Origin of the sequence: Luteibacter rhizovicinus (genome assembly GCF_004342265.1) — a bacterium.
Lineage (GTDB): Bacteria > Pseudomonadota > Gammaproteobacteria > Xanthomonadales > Rhodanobacteraceae > Luteibacter > Luteibacter rhizovicinus_B.
The window spans coordinates 134,215-155,772 of the sequence record NZ_SMCS01000006.1 but is presented as its reverse complement, the minus strand read 5'-3'; the positions used below and the strand labels follow the sequence as shown (position 1 = coordinate 155,772).

Annotated in this window: 13 protein-coding genes and 1 riboswitch; of the genes, 7 read left to right on the top strand and 6 right to left on the bottom strand. The window is 64.0% G+C overall.

Annotated features, from left to right (window positions below):
* Positions 1 to 52: 52 nt before the first annotated feature.
* On the top strand, positions 53 to 355 hold the full coding sequence (locus tag EC912_RS15035) for a hypothetical protein (RefSeq protein WP_132145493.1): 303 nt from the start codon (positions 53 to 55) through the stop codon (positions 353 to 355).
* 199 nt (positions 356 to 554) lie between these two features.
* Here the strand turns inward: EC912_RS15035 and EC912_RS15030 are convergent, their stop codons facing one another.
* A complete protein-coding gene (locus EC912_RS15030; protein ID WP_243649306.1) occupies positions 555 to 1,085 on the bottom strand; it encodes an acyloxyacyl hydrolase in 531 nt (176 codons plus the stop codon).
* A gap of 280 nt (positions 1,086 to 1,365) precedes the next feature.
* Between EC912_RS15030 and EC912_RS15025 the strand changes: the two genes are divergently transcribed.
* From EC912_RS15025 to EC912_RS15015, 3 genes are all read left to right on the top strand, one after another.
* Entirely contained in the window at positions 1,366 to 4,347 is a 2,982-nt protein-coding gene (locus tag EC912_RS15025) for a putative bifunctional diguanylate cyclase/phosphodiesterase (RefSeq protein WP_132145491.1), read from the top strand.
* Positions 4,348 to 4,457: 110 nt separating this feature from the next.
* Positions 4,458 to 5,033, top strand: coding sequence for a DUF2239 family protein (locus tag EC912_RS15020; protein WP_132145489.1), 576 nt, complete (start codon positions 4,458 to 4,460; stop codon positions 5,031 to 5,033).
* Between the two features lie 17 nt (positions 5,034 to 5,050).
* Positions 5,051 to 6,502 carry an MATE family efflux transporter gene (locus EC912_RS15015; protein ID WP_132145487.1) on the top strand — a complete coding sequence of 484 codons (1,452 nt, stop codon included), beginning with the start codon at positions 5,051 to 5,053 and terminating at the stop codon, positions 6,500 to 6,502.
* A gap of 2 nt (positions 6,503 to 6,504) precedes the next feature.
* Here the strand turns inward: EC912_RS15015 and EC912_RS15010 are convergent, their stop codons facing one another.
* Positions 6,505 to 9,669: an efflux RND transporter permease subunit gene (locus EC912_RS15010; RefSeq protein ID WP_132145485.1), complete on the bottom strand. Its 3,165-nt coding sequence runs from the start codon at positions 9,667 to 9,669 to the stop codon at positions 6,505 to 6,507.
* 390 nt (positions 9,670 to 10,059) lie between these two features.
* Positions 10,060 to 11,925: a TonB-dependent receptor domain-containing protein gene (locus EC912_RS15005; protein WP_132145483.1), complete on the bottom strand. Its 1,866-nt coding sequence runs from the start codon at positions 11,923 to 11,925 to the stop codon at positions 10,060 to 10,062.
* A gap of 162 nt (positions 11,926 to 12,087) precedes the next feature.
* A riboswitch (cobalamin riboswitch) is annotated at positions 12,088 to 12,337 on the bottom strand.
* 280 nt (positions 12,338 to 12,617) lie between these two features.
* On the opposite strand from EC912_RS15005, the gene EC912_RS15000 reads away from it, so the two are divergent.
* The gene (locus EC912_RS15000; protein WP_132145481.1) at positions 12,618 to 15,617 is read left to right on the top strand and encodes a TonB-dependent receptor; all 3,000 of its coding nucleotides are present in this window, start codon (positions 12,618 to 12,620) and stop codon (positions 15,615 to 15,617) included.
* Positions 15,618 to 16,159: 542 nt separating this feature from the next.
* Here EC912_RS15000 and nagA read toward each other — a convergent pair.
* From nagA to EC912_RS14985, 3 genes are read right to left on the bottom strand one after another with little or no spacing between them, the layout of a single operon-like run.
* Positions 16,160 to 17,299, bottom strand: coding sequence for an N-acetylglucosamine-6-phosphate deacetylase (gene nagA, locus EC912_RS14995; protein WP_132145479.1), 1,140 nt, complete (start codon positions 17,297 to 17,299; stop codon positions 16,160 to 16,162).
* Between the two features lie 13 nt (positions 17,300 to 17,312).
* Complete coding sequence (locus EC912_RS14990; protein WP_132145477.1) at positions 17,313 to 18,347, bottom strand: SIS domain-containing protein; 1,035 nt, start codon at positions 18,345 to 18,347, stop codon at positions 17,313 to 17,315.
* A 13-nt stretch (positions 18,348 to 18,360) separates the two neighbouring features.
* A complete protein-coding gene (locus EC912_RS14985; RefSeq protein ID WP_132145475.1) occupies positions 18,361 to 19,113 on the bottom strand; it encodes a GntR family transcriptional regulator in 753 nt (250 codons plus the stop codon).
* 247 nt (positions 19,114 to 19,360) lie between these two features.
* Between EC912_RS14985 and zwf the strand changes: the two genes are divergently transcribed.
* Both zwf and pgl read left to right on the top strand, forming a co-directional pair.
* Positions 19,361 to 20,833, top strand: coding sequence for a glucose-6-phosphate dehydrogenase (zwf, locus tag EC912_RS14980; RefSeq protein WP_132145473.1), 1,473 nt, complete (start codon positions 19,361 to 19,363; stop codon positions 20,831 to 20,833).
* Positions 20,833 to 21,525, top strand: coding sequence for a 6-phosphogluconolactonase (gene pgl / locus EC912_RS14975; protein WP_132145471.1), 693 nt, complete (start codon positions 20,833 to 20,835; stop codon positions 21,523 to 21,525). Before zwf ends, pgl begins: the two co-directional genes overlap by 1 nt.
* Positions 21,526 to 21,558: the final 33 nt, after the last annotated feature.

Sequence of the window (21,558 nt, the reverse complement as noted above, 5' to 3'; positions counted from 1 at the left end):
GCCCGCCACCCGCATCCTGCGGGTGGCGGACATCCACGGAGAGGATGCCGCCATGAGCAGCAAGCAAGACCAATCGTCTGAGTCGTACGTCCTGAAGTCCGGCCACGACCTGTCCATTCCCTGCCCGCTTTGCAAAGGCAGTCGCGCCCTGAAGCTGGGCGATATCGACGAAGCGATCACCGAGCGTTTGTCGGGTATGCGTGGCGTGACCGATCTGCTTATCGACGTACCGATGATCGATGCCGAGCAGGGATCGGTGGCGCAGGCCGCGTATGTTTTGCGCGGGTTGATCGATGAGGTCGTCGAGATGTATCGGGTGATGAGCCCGGCGACCGGTGGGATGCCGACCCGATAGCGATTCCCTTGTAGGAGCGCGCTTGAGCGCGATAGCCGACGAGGCGTAGACGCCATGCGTTGCAACGCCAGCCCGCGGATCGGGGCTGGCGAATGTGAGCGTCCGTTTCTACGCTCCGTCGGCTATCGCGCTCAAGAGCGCTCCTACAGATAATAAGACGCACCTCCTGCCTTATCGCGGCAGGAGGTTTGCGTGTGACTTACAGATCGAAACCGACGCCCACGAGTGCCATCGTCTCGCCGCGGTTCGGTTTCGTGAAACCGCCGTTCGAGATGTGCCGCACCTGGAAGCTGAAGTTCCGGTATTGCCAGCCGAGCGTGCTTACGAATTCGTAAGCGGTGCTGAGGGCCTGGGTACGGCCGGTCTGGCCCGCCACCTGGAAGCTGAAGAAGAACGGCTGATACCAGTCGCCCGCGCTGCCATAGTGGAATCGGGCACCCGCCGCGGCGAGCAGCACATCGTCGGTGACGCCGGGATGCGAACCGACGAACCGGCCGATCTTGCGACCCTCGATGTAGCCCAGCGAGACGTCGGGCGCCCAGGTGAAGCGGGTGTTGCCCAGCGGGTAGGGATTGAAGACGGATTCGATGAAAAACGCGTTGGTTCCGTGGTCATCCATGTAACTGCGCCCGCCCTGTACCTCGATGCGGGTCTGTGCCGCGGCGGGCAGGGAGAAGGCGGTAACGGCTAGCGCGGCAGCCAGGCCGCAGGCGATACGGGACACGTGCATGGAGCGTATTTCCTTCACTTGGGACGTTTATGAACTGAATGGTTCGGTAAATGGTGTTCGATGCGCGTGAAAAAAGGGCCTCGACCGTAAAATCTTTTCATCGACCGGCCTTTTTTTCTTGCCGAAAAGGCGCGCCGGGACATATTCCCGTCCGCGAGGATTCCCGAAGGGGGAGGACATCGGCCTCAAGGGGGACCTTCCGTGGCCGATACGGTTAGACGGCGACCTTGCGGCCGGCGAAGCAAATGGCGTCCTCCGGGACGTGCGGGGGGAGAAAAACGTGGCGGTAGGGGCGGAGGACGGACTGGCATCGGCCGCGCGCATGCGTCGTTTCCGGCATGCCACGTGGACGGTCGCTTCGATCATCTCGGTCGGCCTGGTCGTGCTTGTCGCTGCGGTCCAGATCGACAGCTATCGTTCGATGCTCGCCTCGGCCCGCCGGCAGGCGGAGGGTGTCGTGGGGGGCGTCGTGCGGGTCGTCGACATCCAGATCGATGCCACCCTCGGTCCGCTTATCGCGCTGCGCAACGCCATCGACGGCCCGGCCGCGGACCCGCTTCACACCCGGCTGGCCGAGGTCTGGGCCCGTCACCCGGAGCTGTCGGGTTTCGTGGCGCTGGACGATGAAGGAACGGTTATCGCTCGGGCGGGCGGTTCGTCCACCGACTGGCGACCCGCGTTGCGCGTGCCGCGCGGAAACATGCTCGGCGTACCCGTGCGCGTGGCGGTCGCCGCCGGCGAAGACGGGACCAGCGCGATCCGTGTGATCGTGGATTCGAATATCCCCATGCCATCGTCTTTCGGCACCGAGATCGATGCCAGCAGGGTCCGCGAAAGTCTTGCGCACACCGGGCTGGGTCCGCACGCGGCGATTACGGTGCTGTCGCGCGAAGGCCGGCGGCTGGTCGCCAATCGCGACGACGATCGCGACGCGTGGGATCGTTCCATGTCGATACCCGGCGCGACCGGTACATGGGACACATTGGGTGCCGACGGCCGGCTGTATGCGTATGCCGCATCGCGAACCCATCCTTATGTCGTGCTGGTCGGCGTCGATCGCATGGCTATCGCCGGGGCGTGGTATCGCCAGGCGCTGCCCTCCGTCCTCGCGGCATTGACACTGATCCTGCTGCTTATCGGTTTCACCGTCTGGCTGAGCCGCGCCTATCGCGGTCAGGGCCAGCTGACCCAGGCGCTGGAGCGAAGCGCCCGTCATCTTGGACACGTGCAGCGCATAGGCCATATCGGCCTGTGGGAAATGAACCTCGCGACCGGTGTCATTACCTGGTCCGGGGAAGTACACGACATCACCGGCGTTGCAAAGCATCTCCTGGCCGGCGAACTGGCGACTTACTTCACGCTGGTCCCTCCGGAGGACCGGCAACCGCTGCTCGACTGGCTGGCGCTGTTCGATCACGCGCAAGGCCCCTTCGAGCTGGAGCATCGGTTGTGCCGGCCGGACGGTACGCAGGCTTACGTACGTCTGCGCGGCGAGCGAACGAGCGACGAAAGCGGTGCGGCCATCATCGCGGGCACCGTTATCGACGTGACGGCGTTGCACGATGCGCACAGCCGGTTGCAGGCGACGAAAGTGGTTGCCGATCGCGAACTGGCCGCCAGCGAGGCGCGTTTCCGCCTTCTGGTGGAGCAGATGCCATTGCCGCTGCTTATCGTGCGCAACGGTGAAATCGCCTTTGCCAACCGTCTCGCCGAAGACCGTCTGGGCCATGAGGGAGCCATGCTCGTGGGCCGGTCGGCCGCCGACTTCATGGACAGCGACGCGCTGGCCGCCACCGATACCTATGAGGTGGACGGTACGCGCATCAGTGCCTGGCTGAATCCCGAGATCGGCGCGCCGTTCGAGGCGGAGATGGCGTTATCGGAATATCGCGATGCGCAGGGCCGGGGCACCCAGATCATCGTGCGCGATCTGACCGACCAGCGACGCTACGAGGAACGGCTGGCCCATCAGGCCACGCACGACGAGCTCACCGGATTGCCGAATCGCCGCGCCCTGCAGATCCGTCTGGACGAGATGATCGTGGAAGCGGCGGCACGGCAAACCGGTCTGATGCTGCTCTTTATCGACCTGGATCATTTCAAATTCATCAACGACGCCCTCGGTCACATACTGGGCGACGACGTGCTGCGCGACGTCACGCTGAGACTGAGCGACGCCATCGACGACCGCGGTTATGTGGGCCGTTTCGGCGGCGACGAGTTCGTCGCCGCCATTCCTTTCGAAGGTTCGGCCGGCCGGGCGCTCGACATGCTGCCGGTGATCCAGTGCGCCATCGAAGCTCCGCTTATCGTCGCGGGGACCGAGCAACGCCTCAAATGCAGCATCGGTGTCGCGTTCGCATTGCGCGACGGCAACGATGCCGACACGCTGATCCGCAACGCCGATACCGCGATGTACGACGCCAAACGCAAGGGCCGGCATACATGGAGGCGGTATTCGTCGGAGATGCACGACATCGCCATGGCTCGCCTCGCCGTGTTGTCGCGATTGTCCGGCGTATCGCTGGACCATGAGCTTTCGTTGCATTACCAGACGCAGCATGCCGGTGCCGATGGCCGGATCATCGGCGTCGAAGCGTTGCTGCGCTGGCCGTCCGGTCCTGGCGAGCTGTCCCGCGCCGATCAGCTGGTTCCGTTGCTGGAGGAAACCGGCGCCATCGTGCACATCGGCAAATGGGTGCTGCGCGAGGCGTGTCGCCAGCAGCGGGCCATCGCCGACATCGTCGGGTATGCGTGCCGCGTCGCCGTGAACATCTCCGCACAACAACTGGTTCATACCGATCTGGTCGCGCTGGTGGCGCAGGTGCTGACCGAAACCGGCGCGAGCGCGGATTGCCTGGAGCTTGAGCTGACCGAGAGCGCATTCATGACCGATCCCGATCGCGCGATCCGCACGCTGCGCGAACTGAAGGCCATGGGCGTGTCGATCGCGCTGGACGATTTCGGTACGGGCTATTCCAACCTGACCTATCTGAGCCGCCTGCCGCTGGACAAGATCAAGATCGACCGGCACTTCACGTCCGCGCTGCTGCACGATCATGTCGATGCCTCGATCTGCCGCTCGATCATCTTCCTTGCGCAAAGCCTGCGTCTCGGCATCATTGCCGAAGGCGTGGAGACGGAAGGCCAGCGCGCATGGCTGCTCGCCGCCGGATGCGACCAGATGCAGGGTTATCTGTTTTCGCGGCCGGTGCCGCTGGAGAGGCTGGCCGACCTGGCCACGGCAGGCACATCGCGCTGACCGCACTCCTGCACAACGGTCCCGCGAAACCAATTTCATCCGGGTGTATTGTTATCTGTATTTAGCCCGGGTAATATGCGCGCATCCGCCTTCATCAACGGTTTGCTGCCATGTCCGACCCCTCCTTTATTGCCTTCGACGGTCTGCGCCGGGTCGCCGAAGGTTCGCTTGCCAGCGTGATCGAGCGCTGCAAGATCCTGCTTGACGCCGATCCCTCGTCCACGCCGATCGTCTACGACGAGGCGACCGGTCGTCCCGTCGATGTGGACTATCGGGGCAACACCCCCGAAGTTCTTGCGCGGATCGCCACGCCGGAACCCGATGCCGCAGCGAAGCGTGGCCCGGGGCGTCCGAAACTGGGCGTCGTGGCGCGCGAGGTCACGTTACTGCCCCGTCACTGGGCGTGGCTGGCCGATCAGCGAGGTGGCGCATCGGTGGCGTTGCGCCGACTTGTCGAAGCCGCCAGCCGGGAAGCCGCGCCGGCGGATCGCCTGCGCGAGGCGCGTGAAGCGGTGGACCGCTTTATGTACGTGCTGGCGGGTAATCTTCCCGGTTACGAAGAAGCCTCCCGCGCATTCCATCGCCTGGATCAGGCACGCTTCGATAGCCTCATCGAACCATGGCCCGCCGATGTGCGCGACCATATCCGGAAACTTGCCGCCGCGGCGCGCGGTCCACAGCACTGAAAGGAAAGCCCCACACCATGGCCCCGCCCGCGCATCGCACGGCGACCCTTACCCAAGGGCCCATCGCGAGCACTCTTCTGTTATTCGCTTTGCCGATCCTGGCAAGCAACGTCCTGCAATCGCTGAACGCCTCGGTCAATGCGATCTGGGTCGGGCATTTCCTCGGCGAATCCGCCTTCGCCGCTACGTCGAACGCAAACCTCATTCTGTTCTTCCTGCTCGGCGTCGTGTTCGGGATCAGCATGGCCACGACGATCCTGGTCGGACAGACGACCGGCGCCGGCGATCTGGCCGAAGCCAAGCGTGTCGTCGGTACGGGTACGGTGTTTTTCGTGGTGCTTTCGCTGCTGGTCGCGCTGGGCGGTTTCATCGGAACGCCGGGCCTGTTGCGCGCGATGGGGACACCGATCGACGCACAACCCTATGCCATTGCCTATCTGCGCATCATTTTCATCGCGCTGCCGGCGATGTACTTCTTCAATTTCCTGATGATGACGCTGCGCGGCGCGGGCGATTCGCGTACGCCTTTCGTATTCATGCTGGTTTCCGTCGTGCTCGACGTGGCGTTGAATCCGCTTTTCATCTTCGGCTGGGGTCCGGTGCCGCGCATGGGTATCGCCGGTTCGGCGGTGGCGACACTCATCGCCCAGACGCTGGCGCTGTTCGGCCTGATTGCGCACCTGTATCGCCATAAACATTTCCTGCGCATCCAGCGTCACGAATGGGGACTGCTTCGTCCCGATCCGGCGGTGCTTCGTTCGCTGGTACTGAAGGGCCTGCCGATGGGCATGCAGATGATCGTCATTTCGTCGGCGGCGATCGTGATGATCTCGCTGGTGAACCGTCACGGTTCGCAGACCACGGCGGCCTATGGCGCGGCGGCGCAGTTGTGGACGTATATCCAGATGCCCGCGCTGGCTATCGGTGCGGCGGTGTCGTCGATGGTGGCGCAGAACGTCGGCGCGCGACTGTGGGATCGCGTGACGCGGATCGGACGCGTGGGCGTCGGTTTCAATTTCCTGATGACCGGCACGCTGGTGGTGCTGATCTATCTGTTCAACCGGTACGCGCTGGGGCTGTTCCTTCCCGGTGACGGAGACGCCATCGCCATCGCACAGCACCTCAATGCGATCGTGGTCTGGTCGTTCCTCTTCTTCGGCGTGACCTTCGTGATCTTCGGCGTGGTCCGCGCGACCGGTGCGGTCATGGCACCGCTGGTCATCCTGACCGTGTCCATGTGGGGCGTGCGCTATCCGTTCGCGGCCTTGCTGGAACCGCGCTTCGGCGCCGACGCCATCTGGTGGAGTTTCCCGCTGAGTTCGCTGCTGGCCGTCACGATGGCGATGACGTACTACCGCTACGGCGGATGGCGCAAGGCGCGGATGTTGGCCGAGCCAGCACCGGAAGCGGCCCAGGCGCCGACCACGGGCGTCGGCACGCCGGCGATGACGGCTAAGGTCGAGGACTGACCTTAGCCTTCGCTCACCGTCTGCTGCTTCAGGGCCTTTAGCCGACGACGCTCCGCGCGGCGTTCCTTGCGCTTTGCCTTGCGTTCCTTGCGGTCGTGGTTCCACAGATAAATGGCGGGCGTGCTCAGCAGCGTAAGCAGCTGGGACACGAGCAGGCCGCCGACGATCGCGATACCCAGCGGCCGGCGCATTTCCGAACCGACGCCGAAGCCGATCGCCAGCGGGAAAGCGGCGCCCATCGCGACAAGCGTCGTCATCGTGATCGGGCGGAAGCGCACCAGCGCGGCTTCCCTGATCGCTTCCAGAGGTGTCCTGCCGTGTTCCCGCTCGGCCACCAGTGCGAAGTCGACCATCATGATCGCGTTTTTCTTCACGATGCCGATCAGCAACAGCACCGCGATGATCGCCATCAGCGTGAGCTGGGTCTGCGTGACCAGCATGGCAAGGAAAGCACCCGCACCCGCGGCCGGCAGCGTGGAAATGATCGTCAGCGGATGGCCCAGGCTTTCATACAGGATGCCCAGCACGATGTAGACGGCGAGAATCGCGCCGATCAGCAGCACCATGCCGTTCGACTGGGCATCCTTCAGCCGCTGGTTCGTGCCGGTGAAGTCCATGCGAATGCCTTCGGGCAACTGCATCTCCAGAATGGCCTGCTCGACCAGCTTATTACCCTTGTCCGGCGAAATGCCCGGCGCGAGGTTGTACGTGATATCCGCCGATTCGAACTGGTTCTGGTGCGTCACGGCGCTGGGCGTGGCTATCGGCTGGATGTGCGCGACCGCGGACAGCGGCACCATCGTGCCCTTCGAACTCTTTACATAGGTATTGAGCAGCGCGCCCGGGCTCAGTGTCTGCGCGGAAGCCGCGGTCAGCACGACCCAGTACTGGTTGATATCCGAGTAGATGATCGACACCTGGCGCTGACCAAACGCGTTGTACAGCGCCGAGTCGATATCGCCCATGCCGACGTTCAGCCGGCCCGCGGCATCGCGATCGACCTTGAGCATCTGTTGCTTGCCGACGATGTCGAAGTCGCTGCCGACATCGCGCATTTCCTTGACCGTGCGAAGTTTGCGTACGGTTTTCAGCGCCCAGTCCTGCAACGGTTCGCCGCTGGTGCTGATCAGCTGGAACGAATATGCGCCGCGATTGCCGTTGTTGCCACCGCCGCCGAGGAACTGCACGGGACTCATGAAGACCTGGACATCCGAGATTTTCTCGTAGGTCTTGCCGAGCCGCTCCATCACCTTCTTGATGTTGTCCTTGCGCTCGCCGGGACCGGAGCCGTAAGGCTTCAGATCCACGAACATCATGCCGTTGCTGCCGACCGCGCCGCCGTTGTCGCCGCCGAGGATCGTGGTGACGTCCAGTACGGCGGGGTCCTGCTGCATGATGTCGCCCACGCGCTTCAGTCGACGCGCCATTTCGCCGGGCGAAATATTGGCATCGGCGCTGACCTGCGCCTGCATCATGCCGGTGTCTTCCTCGGGCATGAACCCGCCGCCGGCCGTGGCGACGACGCCCCAACCGAGACCGATCGTGGCGATCAGCAGGAAAATGGGCTGCCAGCGCATGATCCGGCGATGATGAAGCGCCCAGTCGAGCGCGCGTTCATAGACGCGTTGCAGTCCATTGTCGAAGCGCTCGAGCGCGCGCTCGAAGCGCGAGACTTTACGGTTTTCGCCTTCGTGCTTCAGATACCTGCCGCATAACGCCGGCGTCAGCGTTAGCGACACGATGGCCGAAATCAGCACGGCGGCGGCCAGCGTGACCGAGAACTCGCGCAGCAGTTTCACGATCAGGTTATTGCCGAACAGCAGCGGCGCGAAGACGGCGACCAGCGAAAGTGTGATGGACACGACGGTAAAGCCGATCTCGCGCACGCCCTCAAGCGCGGCTTCCATCGGGCCCGCACCCCTCTCCATGTGCCGCACGATGTTCTCGATGACCACGATCGCATCGTCGACGACGAAGCCGATGCATAGCACCAGCGCCATCAGGGACAGCGTGTTCAGCGTATATCCCAGCGACCACATGATGACGAATGCGCCAGCCAGCGAAAGCGGCACGGAAAGCGTCGCGATCATGGTCGGGCCCATGCGGCGCAGGAACACCATCATCACCGCCACTACCATCACGATACTGATGAGCAGCGCGACCTTTACCTCGTGCAGCGCGGAACGCGTCGTCTGGGTCAGGTCGAAGATGGGGGTAACGATGGCGTCGGCGGGGAGCGAGTGGGCGAAGCGGGGCAACGCCGCGCGAATGGCTTCGGCCGTTTCGATCGAGTTGGCATTCGGGCGCTTGCTGATCTGCATGCTGACGGCGCGCTCGCCCTGGAACCAGGCCGCCTGGTATTCGTCCTGCGCACCGGCCTGCACCTTCGCGATATCGCCCAGGCGCACCGGTACGTTGTTGCGTACCGCGATCAGCAGGGCAGCGAAATCCTTCGGCTCGCGCAGACCGTCATTGGCCAGCACGGTCATCTGGGTGACGCCGTCGCTGATCGTGCCCTGCGGCGAATTCACGTTAGCCGCATGCAGGGCGTTCGACACGTCGTTGGTGGTCAGCCCCTTGGACGATAGGGCATTGGTATCCAGTTCGACGCGTACCGCATGCGGGGTACCGCCGAAGACCTGCACGCGCGATACACCGGGAATCTGAGCCACGGCCGGCGCCAGCAGCGTGTCCACTGTGTCGTAGAGCCTGTCCGGGGGAAGGCTTTTCGAGGTGATCGCTACGAGCAGCACGGGGATCGAGCCCGTGTCGAACTTGAAGTACTGCGGGGGCGAGGGCATGCCGGTCGGAAGGTCCTTCGCCGCCGCATTGATGGCGGCCTGGACGTCGCGCGCCGCCTTGTCCGTACTGCGATCCATGGTGAAACGGACCTGCACGAAGCCCGAGCCTTCGTTGCTGCTCGAATACATGCGGTCGACGCCGGGAATCTGCCCGAGATGGCGTTCCAGCGGCGCGATGATGGTCGAGGCCATCGTCTGCGCGTTGGCTCCCGGCATCTGCGCGGACACGAAAACGGCGGGCACGTCGACGGAGGGCAGCGCGGCCACACCGAGCAGCAGATAGGCGATGAAGCCGGCGATCAGCAATCCCGCCGCCAGTAGCGACGTTCCGATAGGCCGGCGAATGAATGGGGCAAAGATATTCACGAACACTCCCTGTAGCGCGACAAGCATAACCGCGCACAGTGGACTTTATGCCCGCCGTTCGTTGCAGTTACGTGTGCCTTAAGTCGCTCCCCTGCCGGAAGGCAGGGGGGAGGTTCAGGGGCCGGGAGTTGGGTGGTGGGTGTGTTTCTTCGTGCCGTCGAGGGTATTTGCCGCGCCGAAAAGCGTGTTTCTCCGACGCAATTCCGACTGCCTCGCCGTAGATTCCGGCGTGCGCCGGAATGACGGTGAGGGTTAGGTCGTTCGAGGGAATCTCCATCCCCTCTAAGTCATTCCGGCGCACGCCGGAATCCGCGGCGACCACGCGTGGCAGGCGATCCCCTCTCACAAGCGAATCGCCAGCCACCCGTACCTTTCCGGCCCCTGCGGACTTTACTGTCCCGGCATATACCGCACAGTCACGTAATACGTCCGACCCAGCTGGTTGTAAAACGCCACCGTCTCATACGAATGATCGAACACGTTCGCCACGCGGCCCTGCAGGCTCCAGCCCGGCTGGAAACGCCAGGTGGCGCGCAGGTCGGCCGTGGCGTAGCCACCCAGGCGACGGGTGTTCGCCGCGTTGTCGTAGCTCTTGCCCGCAGCGGTCAGCGTGCCACCGATCGTGAAGTCGCCAAGATCGCGGTCGAGGTCGATGCGGCCGGTCTGATCGGGGCGGCGTGCCAGCTTGTTGTTGTACTGGTCGCCTTCCGTGCGATTGCGCGGCTGCTGCCAGGTCAGGTACGTGCGGACGTGCCAGCCGTCGACATCGGCGCCGAGCTGACCTTCCACACCGCGAACGCGAGCCTTGTCCACGTTGATCGGCAGGAAATGCGAATCGAAACCGATGAGGTCGTCGAACTTGGTCTGGTAGGCATTGACCGCCCAGTTCCAGATGCCCGGCGTGCCGGACAGGCCGATTTCCGCCGTCTTCGCCTTTTCGGGCTTCAGGACGACCGGCGCGCCATACGGGTAGTACACGTCGTTGAACGACGGCGCATGGAACGAGGTGCCGTACGACGCCGTGACCTTCATACCGTTGTCGAACCGGAAACCGTACGCGGCGGCGCCGGTCGTGTGGTTGTCGAACTGGCTGTTGTGGTCGCGACGCACCGACAGCTGGATCTCGTGCGGTCCGAAGATGCCCTGATACAGCGCGAAGACGCCCGTGTTGTTGCGGTTGTCGCGTGCGTAGCCCGTGTCGCTGTCCAGGTGTTCCTTCTGGTAGTCGACGCCGGCGCTCAGGATCTGGCCCGGAGCGAGGGTGAAGTCATTCTGCCAGGAGGCCTGGTTACGCTTCGAGTACAGATACCCCGTGCGCTTCATGTTGGCGTTGTATTCGGCGCCGTTGAGATAGTTGTCGGCGCGGTCGATGTTCTGGCCGACGTTGAACGTCATGCGCCACATGTCGAGCGGGCTGAAGGCGAGCTTTGCGCCAGCAACCTGCTGCGAGCGACGCGTGAAGTTCTGGTAGCTGCCGTCGTATTCGATGTCGCCCTTGCTGCGCAGCCAGTTGGCCGCAAGCTCGGTGCCGTCGTCGAAGCGGTAGCCGCCGCTCAGCGCGCCGTTATAAGTGCGATAGGAATCCTTATCCGGCTCGTCGACGAAGCAGCCGGCGAACGCCTTGGCGGCACCGACGCGGCAGGCATTGATGCCCGTGGTGTACTGGCCGCCGAGGCTGGCGTTGTACCAGCCGTGGCCGTCGCCGCCGGACAGGCCGAACTGGCCGCCGACCAGACCGTGGCTGCCGCCGGTCATGCTGATCGAGGGTGTCGGTGCCTCACCGGCCTGGCCGTGGCGGGTGAAAATCTGGATGACGCCGCCGATGGCGTCCGAACCGTAAAGGCTGGAGCGCGGACCGCGCACGATCTCGATGTGGTCGATCTGCTCCACCGGCAGCTGTTCGTACGCAGGAATGCCGGCGCCGACGGTGCCGATGCGCACGCCATCGACCAGGACCAGCGTGTGGCTGGAGTTCGATCCGCGCATGAAGAGGGAGGTCTGCTGACCCAGGCCGCCCGAATTGGCGATCGAGATACCCGGCAGGCCGGTAAGCAGGTCCGCCACCGACTGGGGCTGCAGTCGCTCGATATCGTCGCGTGTGATCACGGTGACCGGCGCGAGCGTTTCGTCCAACGGCATGGCGGAACGTGTGGCCGTCACGACAACCGGATCGAGCTTGTTCGCGGTGTTCTGGTCGGCGGCATGGGCCGCGGCGATGCACGACAGCAGGGCGGTCGCGAGCAGGGTCTTCTTCATGGAACGTTTCTTCCTCTACCGCGTTGAAGCGCGGGTGTTAGCCAGCGTGAGGCTGGAAGGGAAGACATCGCGAACGCGACGCGCAGCCGCTGAAGGCCGCGCAAAGGTCCCCGATTCGCCCTCCGCGAACCAGCCAATAAAGCGCCGCGTACGCGCTTGCAAGCGCATACGAGCTATCGGGCCGGTCTCCGGACTCGCGCACGACGTGTCTGCACACGTCCGGACCGGCGCCTTCCCGCGCTTGGCGCAGTGGCGTCTCGCCGATCCGGGAATACCGCAATTGCCGGTATTCCACTCGCTTACCGTTGCGGGGGCAGTGCCGGCCTTGTCGCGCCTTAAAAGGGCGACGCACCGGCTTCCCGTTTAATCCTTCCGGCGGACGCCGTCGGGACACCCGAACCGCGCCACTTTAGCGTTGCGCCTCAAAACCAGCAAGTTAAGAACTCGTTTACGGAATTTCTTCACGAAATCGTAAGAACGGCACTTGACCGACGCAAAAACCTGCGAGTAGGGTCGGCGTGAGCTCAGCGTCCGGTCCAGGGGAAATCCCTGGACGAGAGGGGCACTATCGCCAGTTACAGCCGTCCGGAGGGGGGCGCTGCCGTCGAAAGTGCGGATGGTCTGGGTTCGAACAGAGTTCGGTTGCAGCTTGCGACCGTCTCATTTGCTGTTAATTTCTGGGGAGAGACAACATGCAGCGCTCCATCAACCGCAGCCCTGTGCTGCGTCGTACCGTTTTGTGCACCGCGCTTGCCCTGAGTCTGGCAAGCGGCGCGGTCCTGGCACAATCCAATGCTTCCGGTGTCGTTTTCGGCCGCGTCGCGCAGCCCGAAGGCAGCGTCGTCCATCTGCAGAACCTGGACACGGGCCTGACCCGTGACGTCGGCGTCGATGCCGACGGCCGCTATCGCGCAAGTTCGCTGCCGGTCGGCCGCTACAAGGTATCCGTCGAACGCGGCGGTCAGACCGTCGAAACCCGCGATAACGTCCAGGTCTCGCTCGGCGGCGGTGTCGACGTATCGTTCGCCGGTGCAGCCGCGCCGGGATCGGCCCAGACCCTCGAAGGCGTGCAGGTCACCGGCAATATCCTGCCGGCGATCGACGTTTCGTCCGTCGACTCGCGCACCGTCCTCACGTCCCAGCAGTTGCAGAAGCTGCCGCTGGCCCGCGACGTCACCGCCGCCGCGCTTCTCGCGCCAGGCGTTGTCGCAGGCGATAGCCGTTACGGCAACGTGGCGTCCTTCGGTGGTTCGTCCGCGTCGGAAAACCAGTACTACATCAACGGTTACGCGGTGACCAATGCGCTGACCGGTCTCGGCTTCACCAGCCTGCCGTTCGACGCCATCGACCAGCAGCAGATCTTCACCGGCGGCTACGGCGCCGAATACGGCCGTTCGACCGGTGGCGTAATCAACGTCGTCACCAAGCGCGGCGGTAACGAGTGGAAGGCCGGCGTCGGCATGTACATCACGCCGCAGTACTTCCGTCAGTCGCCGCGCAGCATCTATCGTACGAACGGTCAGCTCTTCCAGTACCGCGGCGACAACAAGAGCACGGACATGCAGTACACCGGCTACATCAGCGGTCCACTCATCAAGGACAAGCTGTTCCTGTACGCCGCGGCTGATTTCACCAAGTCCGACAGCAAGAATGTCAGCAGCATCCTGGCGCCGCAGAAAACCAATCAGACGTCCAAAGCTACCAAGTGGATGGCCAAGGTCGACTGGAACATCACCGATAGCCATCTGTTGGAATTGACCGGCATCGGCGACAAGACCAACGTCGATCGCAGCGTTTACAAGTACAACTACGCGACCGGCACCCAGGGTACTTTTATCGGTACCGATAAGCTGAAGAACTTCGATGCGGGCGCGGGTTCGGCGCCTGGCGGCGACGTGTATATCGGCAAGTACACCGGTTACATCACCGACAACCTCACAATCAACGCGTTGTACGGTCACTCCACCACCAACCATGTTCGCGATCTGAACTACGCCGGTTCGCCGAACTGCCCGTGGATCACGGATAGCCGCCGCGGCATCTCCAGTCCGATCGTCGGTTGCGGCCTGGTCAACGGCACGGTGCTTGGTGCAGGCGCGAAGGACAAGACCCACGGCTACCGCCTGGACGTCGAATACCACATCGGCGACCACGACTTGCGCGCGGGTGTGGATAACCAGACGCTCGAGTCGACCGCCGGCAATGTCTACGAAGGCGGCTATCGCTGGGTCTACCGCAATGCCGGTAAAGTCACCGGCCGTCCGGACATCGTTCCGCCGGCGGGTACGCAGTACGTCGCCGAAAAACGTCTCTTCCAGACCGGCGCCTCGGTCAAGGTCGAGCAGGAAGCGCAGTTCATCGAAGACAAGTGGCAGGTCACCGATCGCTGGATGGCTTACATCGGCCTGCGTAACGAGCAGTTCAAAAACCTCAACGGTGCCGGCGAAACTTACGTCAAGCAGCGTCATCAGCTCGCGCCGCGTCTTGGCGTGACGTGGGACGTCTTCGGGGACTCCACCTTCAAGGTCTACGCGAACGCCGGTCGCTACCATCTGGCGATCCCGTCGAACGTGGCTATCCGTGGCGCCTCGGCATCGATGTATTACAGCGAGTACTACACCTATTCGGGCATCGGTCCGAACGGCGAACCCACGGGTCTGACCCAGCTCGGCAATCGCGCTTACCTCAACGGCGAGGACGGCCATACGCCGAATCCGAAGACCGTTGCCGCCCAGGGCATCGATGCTTACTACCAGGACGAATACATCCTGGGCTTCGACAAGGCGATCAATGCGGACTGGAGCTACGGCGCCAAGTTCACCTATCGCAAGCTGAAGAGTTCGATCGACGACTTCTGCGATTCGCGTCCGTTCGAGAAGTACGCCACGCGCAAGGGCATCGACATCAGCAAGGCCAGCATCCCGGGCTGCTATCTGTTCAATCCCGGCAAGGGCGGCACCTTCCAGGTGGATATCGATGGCAAGGGCACGCTGGTCCCGTTCGCGCTGACCAAGGACGACTTCGTCACGCCGGCCGGCGTGGCCTTCCCGGACCTCAAGCGTAGCTACTACTCGCTCGACCTGTACCTGGAACACCACTTCGATTCGCGCTGGTACGGTCGCGTCGATTACACGTTCTCGCGTAGCTACGGTAACTCCGAAGGCCAGCTGAAGTCCGACATCGGCCAGCTCGATCCGTCCGTGACGCAGGACTGGGATGCACCGGAAATCATGCAATACACGAACGGTCCGCTGCCGAACGATCGCACGCATGCACTTAAGGCGTACGGTTACTTCCAGGCGACGCCGGAATGGTTGTTCGGCGCTAACCTGGCAATTGCGTCGGGTCGTCCGCGGAACTGCATCGGCCTGGATCCGGTCGATGCGATCCAGTACGGCGCCTCGTACTTCGAATGCGGCGGCAAACCCGCACCGCGCGGTTCGCAAGGCCGTCTGCCATACACCTGGCAGCTGGACCTGAATACCGAATACCGTCCGCTCTGGGCCGGCGCACAGCAGCCGCTCGCATTCACCGCGGCTGTGTTCAATGTGGCCGGTAGCCAGCGTCCGGTGGCGCAGGTCGACGTCGGCGAAGTCAACACGGGCGGTCCAAGCGACGATTACCGTCGTGCAATCGCGTTCCAGACGCCGCGTTATTTCCGCTTCGGCGTTCGTTACGACTTCTCGCTCTAAGAGCGAACACCAGCGCGCCCGGGCAATGTACCCGGGCGCGCACTCGACTCCCCTGTCGTTGGCCGGCGCCGGATCGTCGGCCTTTTTTATGGTTCTTTCCGTAATTGGGGGGGGGCGGCAGCTCGGCTTCGCCATCGCGGTAGCGCTCGGACGCTTCGGGGAGAGCCGTCGGCCACCACCCTCGACGCTCCGGCTTCACCGTCGCTCGGGAAAGGAGAGCCGCTACGCGGCTTTTGTCTGATGGCTGCGCCCCGTCGCGCCCGCGCTGCGGGCGGGGGTTTTCGATTCGGCCTCCCTGCCTCAGCGAAAACGGCGGACCGTCCAGGTCCGCCCCCTGCGGGCCTTTTCCGCCCGCCGCGCTCGGTTGCGCAAGTCGCGTCGAGGGTGGTGGCCGACGGCTCTTCCGAACGCTGCGGTCACGTGGAGGAAAGCATCGCGTCGACGCACGATCGTCAGGCCGCCAAGTCACGAGCCGCCCAGCGGCGGTCCTCAACCAAAGAGCGACGAGCCAAGCAAGAGCGTTCCCGCAGCGCCAGGTGTTATTACGCCCGGCTACCGCTGATCCAGGTTTCCACCACGTTGAAGTTATCGTCCATCACCACGAAGTCGGCGCGATAGCCTGCCGCGATGTGGCCGTGGGTTTTCTCCAGGCCGAGGAAAGCAGCGGGATAGGTCGATGCCATGCGCGCCGCTTCGTCGAGCGGTACGCCGACCATTTCGACCGTGTTGCGCACGGCCGTGGCCATGTCCAGCGCGGAGCCGGCGAGCGTGCCGTCGGCGGTCTGGCAGACGCCGTCGCGCATGGTGATCGTTTCGCCTTTGAGTACGAAGTCCGGATTGTCCGAGCCCACTGGCGGCATCGCGTCGGTGACGAGCATCATGCGTTCCTTCGCCTTGGCGGCAATGGCAACGCGTAGCGACGCCGGATGCACGTGATGGCCGTCGACGATCAGGCCGCACCAGCTGTCGTGATCTTCCAGCGCGGCACCGACCACGCCGGGTTCGCGGCTGGTGAACGGCGTCATGGCGTTGAACAGGTGGGTGAAACCGCGCACACCCGCGACCAGTGCGGCGCGCGTCGTGTCGTAGTCGGCGGCGGTGTGTCCGGCCGCGACGACAACGCCGTTGGCGACGAGCTGGCTGAGTACGTCGTTCGTCGTGCGCTCCGGCGCCAGGGTGAGCAGCGTGACGCCGCCGTGGCGGCGGGCGAGCAGCGCGACGTCGTCGGCCCCGGCCACGCGGAATTTCGCGGAGTCGTGAACGCCCTTGCGCTCCGGTGCGATGAACGGCCCTTCCAGATGAATACCAAGCACGCCCGGTACACCCTGTTCCACAGCCTCGTTCACCGCGTCGATCGCGCGTTCCATCACGTCCGCGTCGTCGCTGATCAGCGTGGGCAGGAAGCCGGTGGTGCCGAACTTACGGTGGGCTTCGCCGATGCGGCGAATCGTATCGACGGTCGGTGCGTCGTTGAACAGCACGCCGCCACCGCCGTTGACCTGGCAGTCGATGAAGCCGGGCAGCAGAATATGGCCGCCCAGATCGTGCCGATCCGCGGCGCGTACGCGTGGATCGGACGGCAGTGCAAGGCCGACGATTTTTTCATCCTCGATGAGGACGGCGAAACCGCTCTGGAAACCGTGGTCGGTAAGCACGCGACCGTTGACGAGGGCGATAGTCATGGGTTGCTCCGGATCAGACGGTCTCGGTGACCTTGTTGAGGTGCGGCGGTACGTCGGGATTGAACCCGCGGCGCAGCGCCAGCGCCGCGGTGGCGCGATAGAAACTCTGGACGGTGACGAGCGGCGCGGCGATAGGCGCCGTGGCGGTCAGCGGCAGGATGTCTTCGCCGACGGCGCCGGGTGCCGCGACCCATACTTTCGCGCCGCGCTTGCGGAATTCCGCCGCGACATCCAGGACGCTGGGCAGCGTGTCGTCGTTCTGCGCGAAGAACAGCACGGGGAACTCCGGACCCACCAGCGCCATCGGGCCGTGTTTCACTTCGGCCGCGCTGAATGCCTCGGCGTGCAGGCCGCAGGTTTCCTTGAACTTCAGTGCCGCTTCGAGCGCACCGGCGAAACCGAAGCCGCGGCCGACGACGAAGAGGTTGCGCGCATCGACGAGTCCGTCGGTCAGTGCGCTCCAGTCGGCGTCCCAGCCGGCACGCAGCTGGGCGGGCAGGTCGATCAGCGCCTGATTGGCTTCGGGGTCCTCGCTCCAGCGTGCGGCAAGGTGCAGGATTGCGAACAGCGCACCGAGGTAGCTCTTCGTCGCCGCGACGCTCTTTTCAGGGCCCGCGTGCAGGGGAATCACGACATCGGCGGCTTCGGCCAGCGGCGAATCGACGACATTGACCATGGCCACGACGTACGCACCGGCTTCTTTCGCCGCCTGTGCGTTGCGTACCAGATCGGGGCTTTTGCCCGACTGCGAAACGGCGATGTACAAGGCGCCTTCGAGTTGCTGCGGCGCGCGGTAGATCGACGTGACCGATGGCGATGCCGATGCGACGACCACGCCAAGCTGGGTTTCGAAGACGTACTTGGCGTACATCGCCGCGTGATCGGAGCTGCCCCGGGCGCAGGTGATGATCATGCGTGGCGTATGCGCGCGCAGATGGGCGGCGAGTTCGCTCACCACCGCTTCGTTCGCGGCGAGCTGGCGCTCGATCACGTCGGCGGTCTCGTGCGCCTCGCGAAACATGAGGGTGTCGTGCGGCTGGATCGTCATGGTGATGGGGGTCTCATTCGCTTTGCAGTTCGGCGACGAAATCGTAGATATCGCCGCGATACCAGGAACAGGTGAATTCGACGATGCGCCCGTCGTCGAGGAAGCTGCGCCGCTCGATATTCAGGCCGGCGCTGCCGGCACTGAGCCGCAGCAGCCGCGTCTGTGCGGGACCGAGCACCACGGCGCGCAGGCGCTGCAGCGCCCGGCGCGGACGGCAGCCGAGTTTGTCGAGCGCTTCGTAAAGGGAGTCTTCCACCAGCGACGGGTCGGGCAGCAGCGAGAGAGGCACCGCGCTGCGCTCGATGGCCAGCGGTTCGTCGCCGGCGTAACGAAGACGATGCAGGCGGACGACCTGGGTGCCGGGCGAGAGGTTCATCGCCATGGCTTCCTCGGGCGTGACTTCGCCGATGGCACGTTCGAAGAATTCCGAGCGGGGATTGAGTCCGCGGGCACGCAGGTCTTCGGTAAAGCTGGTCATCCGCGACAGCGGCTTGACGATGCGCTCGGACACGAACGTCCCGGCGCCATGGCGCTGGGTGAGCAGACCGTCTTCCACCAGACCGCCGATGGCCTTGCGAACCGTGACCCTGGACAGCGTGAGGGCGCGGGCCAGGTCACGTTCGCTAGGCAGGGCGTTACCGACCTGCACTTCGCCGTTCTCGATCACATTCCGGATAGCGCGACGCAGCCGCATATACGCCAGCGGCAGGCGTGCGGACGGGTCGTGCTGCAGACGTTGGTATTCGGCGACGAGTGCGCTTTCCATACCAGAGAAGATACCAATTGACGACCACTGGAGCAAGCGGCGACGAAATGCCGCAGCGCTACATTCATTTCAAACGGTCGTTTGCACGATTTAAATGGCGTCAGTAAACGGTTACATTCGTAATCATTCCGGCAAAAATCTTAAAGCGGCAGATCTCACTGGTACGGGGCTGGTCCGCCCTGGTATGTCACTGGTATGATCGACCGTGCGTCCCACTCCCCCTCCCGGATCTATTGAGGTGACCACCGTGACTGCTTCTCTCCTGCCGACCGAGCCTTTCGATCTGGTGATCTTCGGCGGCACCGGCGACCTCGCGGTACGCAAGCTGCTGCCAGCGCTTTACCACCGCTTCGTCGATGGCCAGATTCCCGCCAGCAGCCGCATTGTCGGCGTGGCGCGCGAAGGTCTGGACGACGCCGGTTACCGCGCCCAGGTGCGCGACGCCGTCGAAGCATCCGTGCCCCAAACCGTTGCAGCGACGCTCGACGCGTTCATCGGCATGATCGGTTACCGCTCGCTGGACGCCCGCAAGGCCGACGGCTGGGAAGAATTCGCGGCGATGGTCGGCGAGCAGCCAGATCACATCCGGGTGTTCTATCTGTCGACGTCTCCCGAACTGTTCGTCGACATCTGCGAGCGTCTGGGCAGCTTCGGTCTCAATGGCCCCCGTTCGCGCGTGGTGCTCGAAAAGCCGATCGGTCGCGATCTGGCCAGTGCCAATGCGATCAACGATGCCGTCGGTCGTGTCTTCGACGAATCGCAGACCTATCGCATCGACCATTACCTCGGTAAGGAAACGGTGCAGAACCTGCTGGCGCTGCGCTTCGGCAACGCCCTGTTCGAACCGCTGTGGAATTCCTCGCATATCGACCACGTACAGATCACCGTGGCCGAAACGGTGGGCGTCGGCCATCGCGCCGGCTATTACGACCGTGCCGGCGCGCTGCGCGATATGGTCCAGAACCACATCCTGCAGCTGGTCTGCATGGTGGCGATGGAGCCGCCTTCGTCGCTGTCGCCCGATGCGGTGCGCGACGAAAAACTCAAGGTGCTGCGCTCGCTGCGCCCGATCAACAGCAGTAACGCCGGCCAGTTCACCGTACGCGGTCAGTACCGCGCCGGCGCGGCCGAAGGTCAGGGCGTCCCGGGTTACTTCGACGAACTCGGCAGCGATCAGTCGAAAACCGAAACCTTCGTCGCCCTCAAGGCGGAGATCGGTAACTGGCGCTGGGCCGGCGTGCCTTTCTATCTGCGCACCGGCAAGCGCCTTCCGACGCGTGTTTCGGAGATCGTGGTGACGTTCCGTCAGTTGCCGCATTCGATCTTCGATCCGGCCAGCGGTCCGTTGATGCCCAACCGTCTGACGCTGCGCCTGCAGCCGGACGAGGGTGTGAAGCTCTGGCTGACGATCAAACATCCGGGTCCGGGCGGTCTGCGCCTGCGCCATGTGCCGCTGGATATGAGCTTCGCCACGGCCTTCGGCGTGCAGCAGCCCGACGCCTACGAACGCCTGATCCTCGACGTGGTGCGCGGCAATCCCACACTGTTCATGCGCCGCGACGAAGTCGAGGCGGCATGGAACTGGGCAGGTCCCATCCTCGAGGCGTGGGAAGCCAGCGGTGAGACACCCAAACCCTACACTGCCGGTACATGGGGTCCGAGCGCCGCCGTGGCGCTCATCGAACGCGATGGCCGTACCTGGGCCGAGGACGCAAGCTGATGAACGCTACCGTACGCCGCCACGATTTCGCAGACCGTCTCACCCTCGCCGACAAGCTTGCCCACGAGGTAGCGGAAAAATTGCGCGAGGCGATCGCCGCGCGCGGTCACGCCACGCTCGCCGTTTCCGGCGGCGGCACACCGAAGGTGTTCTTCGCGGTGCTGGCGCGCTCCGTACTCGACTGGTCGAAAGTTACCGTCACGCTGGTCGACGAACGCTGGGTCGGCGAAGACAACGAACGCTCGAACGCGCGCATGGTCCGCGACCTGCTCCTGAAGCAGAACGCGGAACAGGCCACCTTCGTTCCGCTGTACGAAAACGCACCGACGCCGGACGACGCGCTGGACAACGTCAATGCTCGTATCGACAAGTTGCCGCAGCCGTTCGACGTCGTGCTTCTCGGCATGGGTCCGGACGGCCATACGGCATCGTTTTTCCCCGGCGGCGATCATCTTGCGCAGGCGCTTGCGCTGGATGGCACGCGCAGCGTGCTTTCCATGCGCGCCGAAGGCGCGGGCGAGCCGCGTATCACGCTGAGCCTGCCTCGTATCCTCGCATCGCATGCGCTCTATCTGCATATCGAAGGCGACGACAAGAAACAGGTCCTGGACGATGCCATCGCCAGGGACTATCCGATCGCCTCGGTGCTGAAACAAACGCGTACGCCGCTGGACGTCTACTGGAGTCCGTGAGGCCGTCGCCATCCCAGAACAGTCGTTCCGCGT

What these genes read in the sequence shown, in the direction of transcription:
- EC912_RS15035 (WP_132145493.1), top strand. Translation starts at nt 53, where the DNA reads ATGAGCAGCAAGCAAGACCAATCGTCTGAGTCGTACGTCCTGAAGTCC.
- EC912_RS15030 (WP_243649306.1), bottom strand. Translation starts at nt 1,085, where the DNA reads ATGCACGTGTCCCGTATCGCCTGCGGCCTGGCTGCCGCGCTAGCCGTT.
- EC912_RS15020 (WP_132145489.1), top strand. Translation starts at nt 4,458, where the DNA reads ATGTCCGACCCCTCCTTTATTGCCTTCGACGGTCTGCGCCGGGTCGCC.
- EC912_RS15015 (WP_132145487.1), top strand. Translation starts at nt 5,051, where the DNA reads ATGGCCCCGCCCGCGCATCGCACGGCGACCCTTACCCAAGGGCCCATC.
- EC912_RS15005 (WP_132145483.1), bottom strand. Translation starts at nt 11,925, where the DNA reads ATGAAGAAGACCCTGCTCGCGACCGCCCTGCTGTCGTGCATCGCCGCG.
- EC912_RS15000 (WP_132145481.1), top strand. Translation starts at nt 12,618, where the DNA reads ATGCAGCGCTCCATCAACCGCAGCCCTGTGCTGCGTCGTACCGTTTTG.
- nagA (WP_132145479.1), bottom strand. Translation starts at nt 17,299, where the DNA reads ATGACTATCGCCCTCGTCAACGGTCGCGTGCTTACCGACCACGGTTTC.
- EC912_RS14990 (WP_132145477.1), bottom strand. Translation starts at nt 18,347, where the DNA reads ATGACGATCCAGCCGCACGACACCCTCATGTTTCGCGAGGCGCACGAG.
- EC912_RS14985 (WP_132145475.1), bottom strand. Translation starts at nt 19,113, where the DNA reads ATGGAAAGCGCACTCGTCGCCGAATACCAACGTCTGCAGCACGACCCG.
- pgl (WP_132145471.1), top strand. Translation starts at nt 20,833, where the DNA reads ATGAACGCTACCGTACGCCGCCACGATTTCGCAGACCGTCTCACCCTC.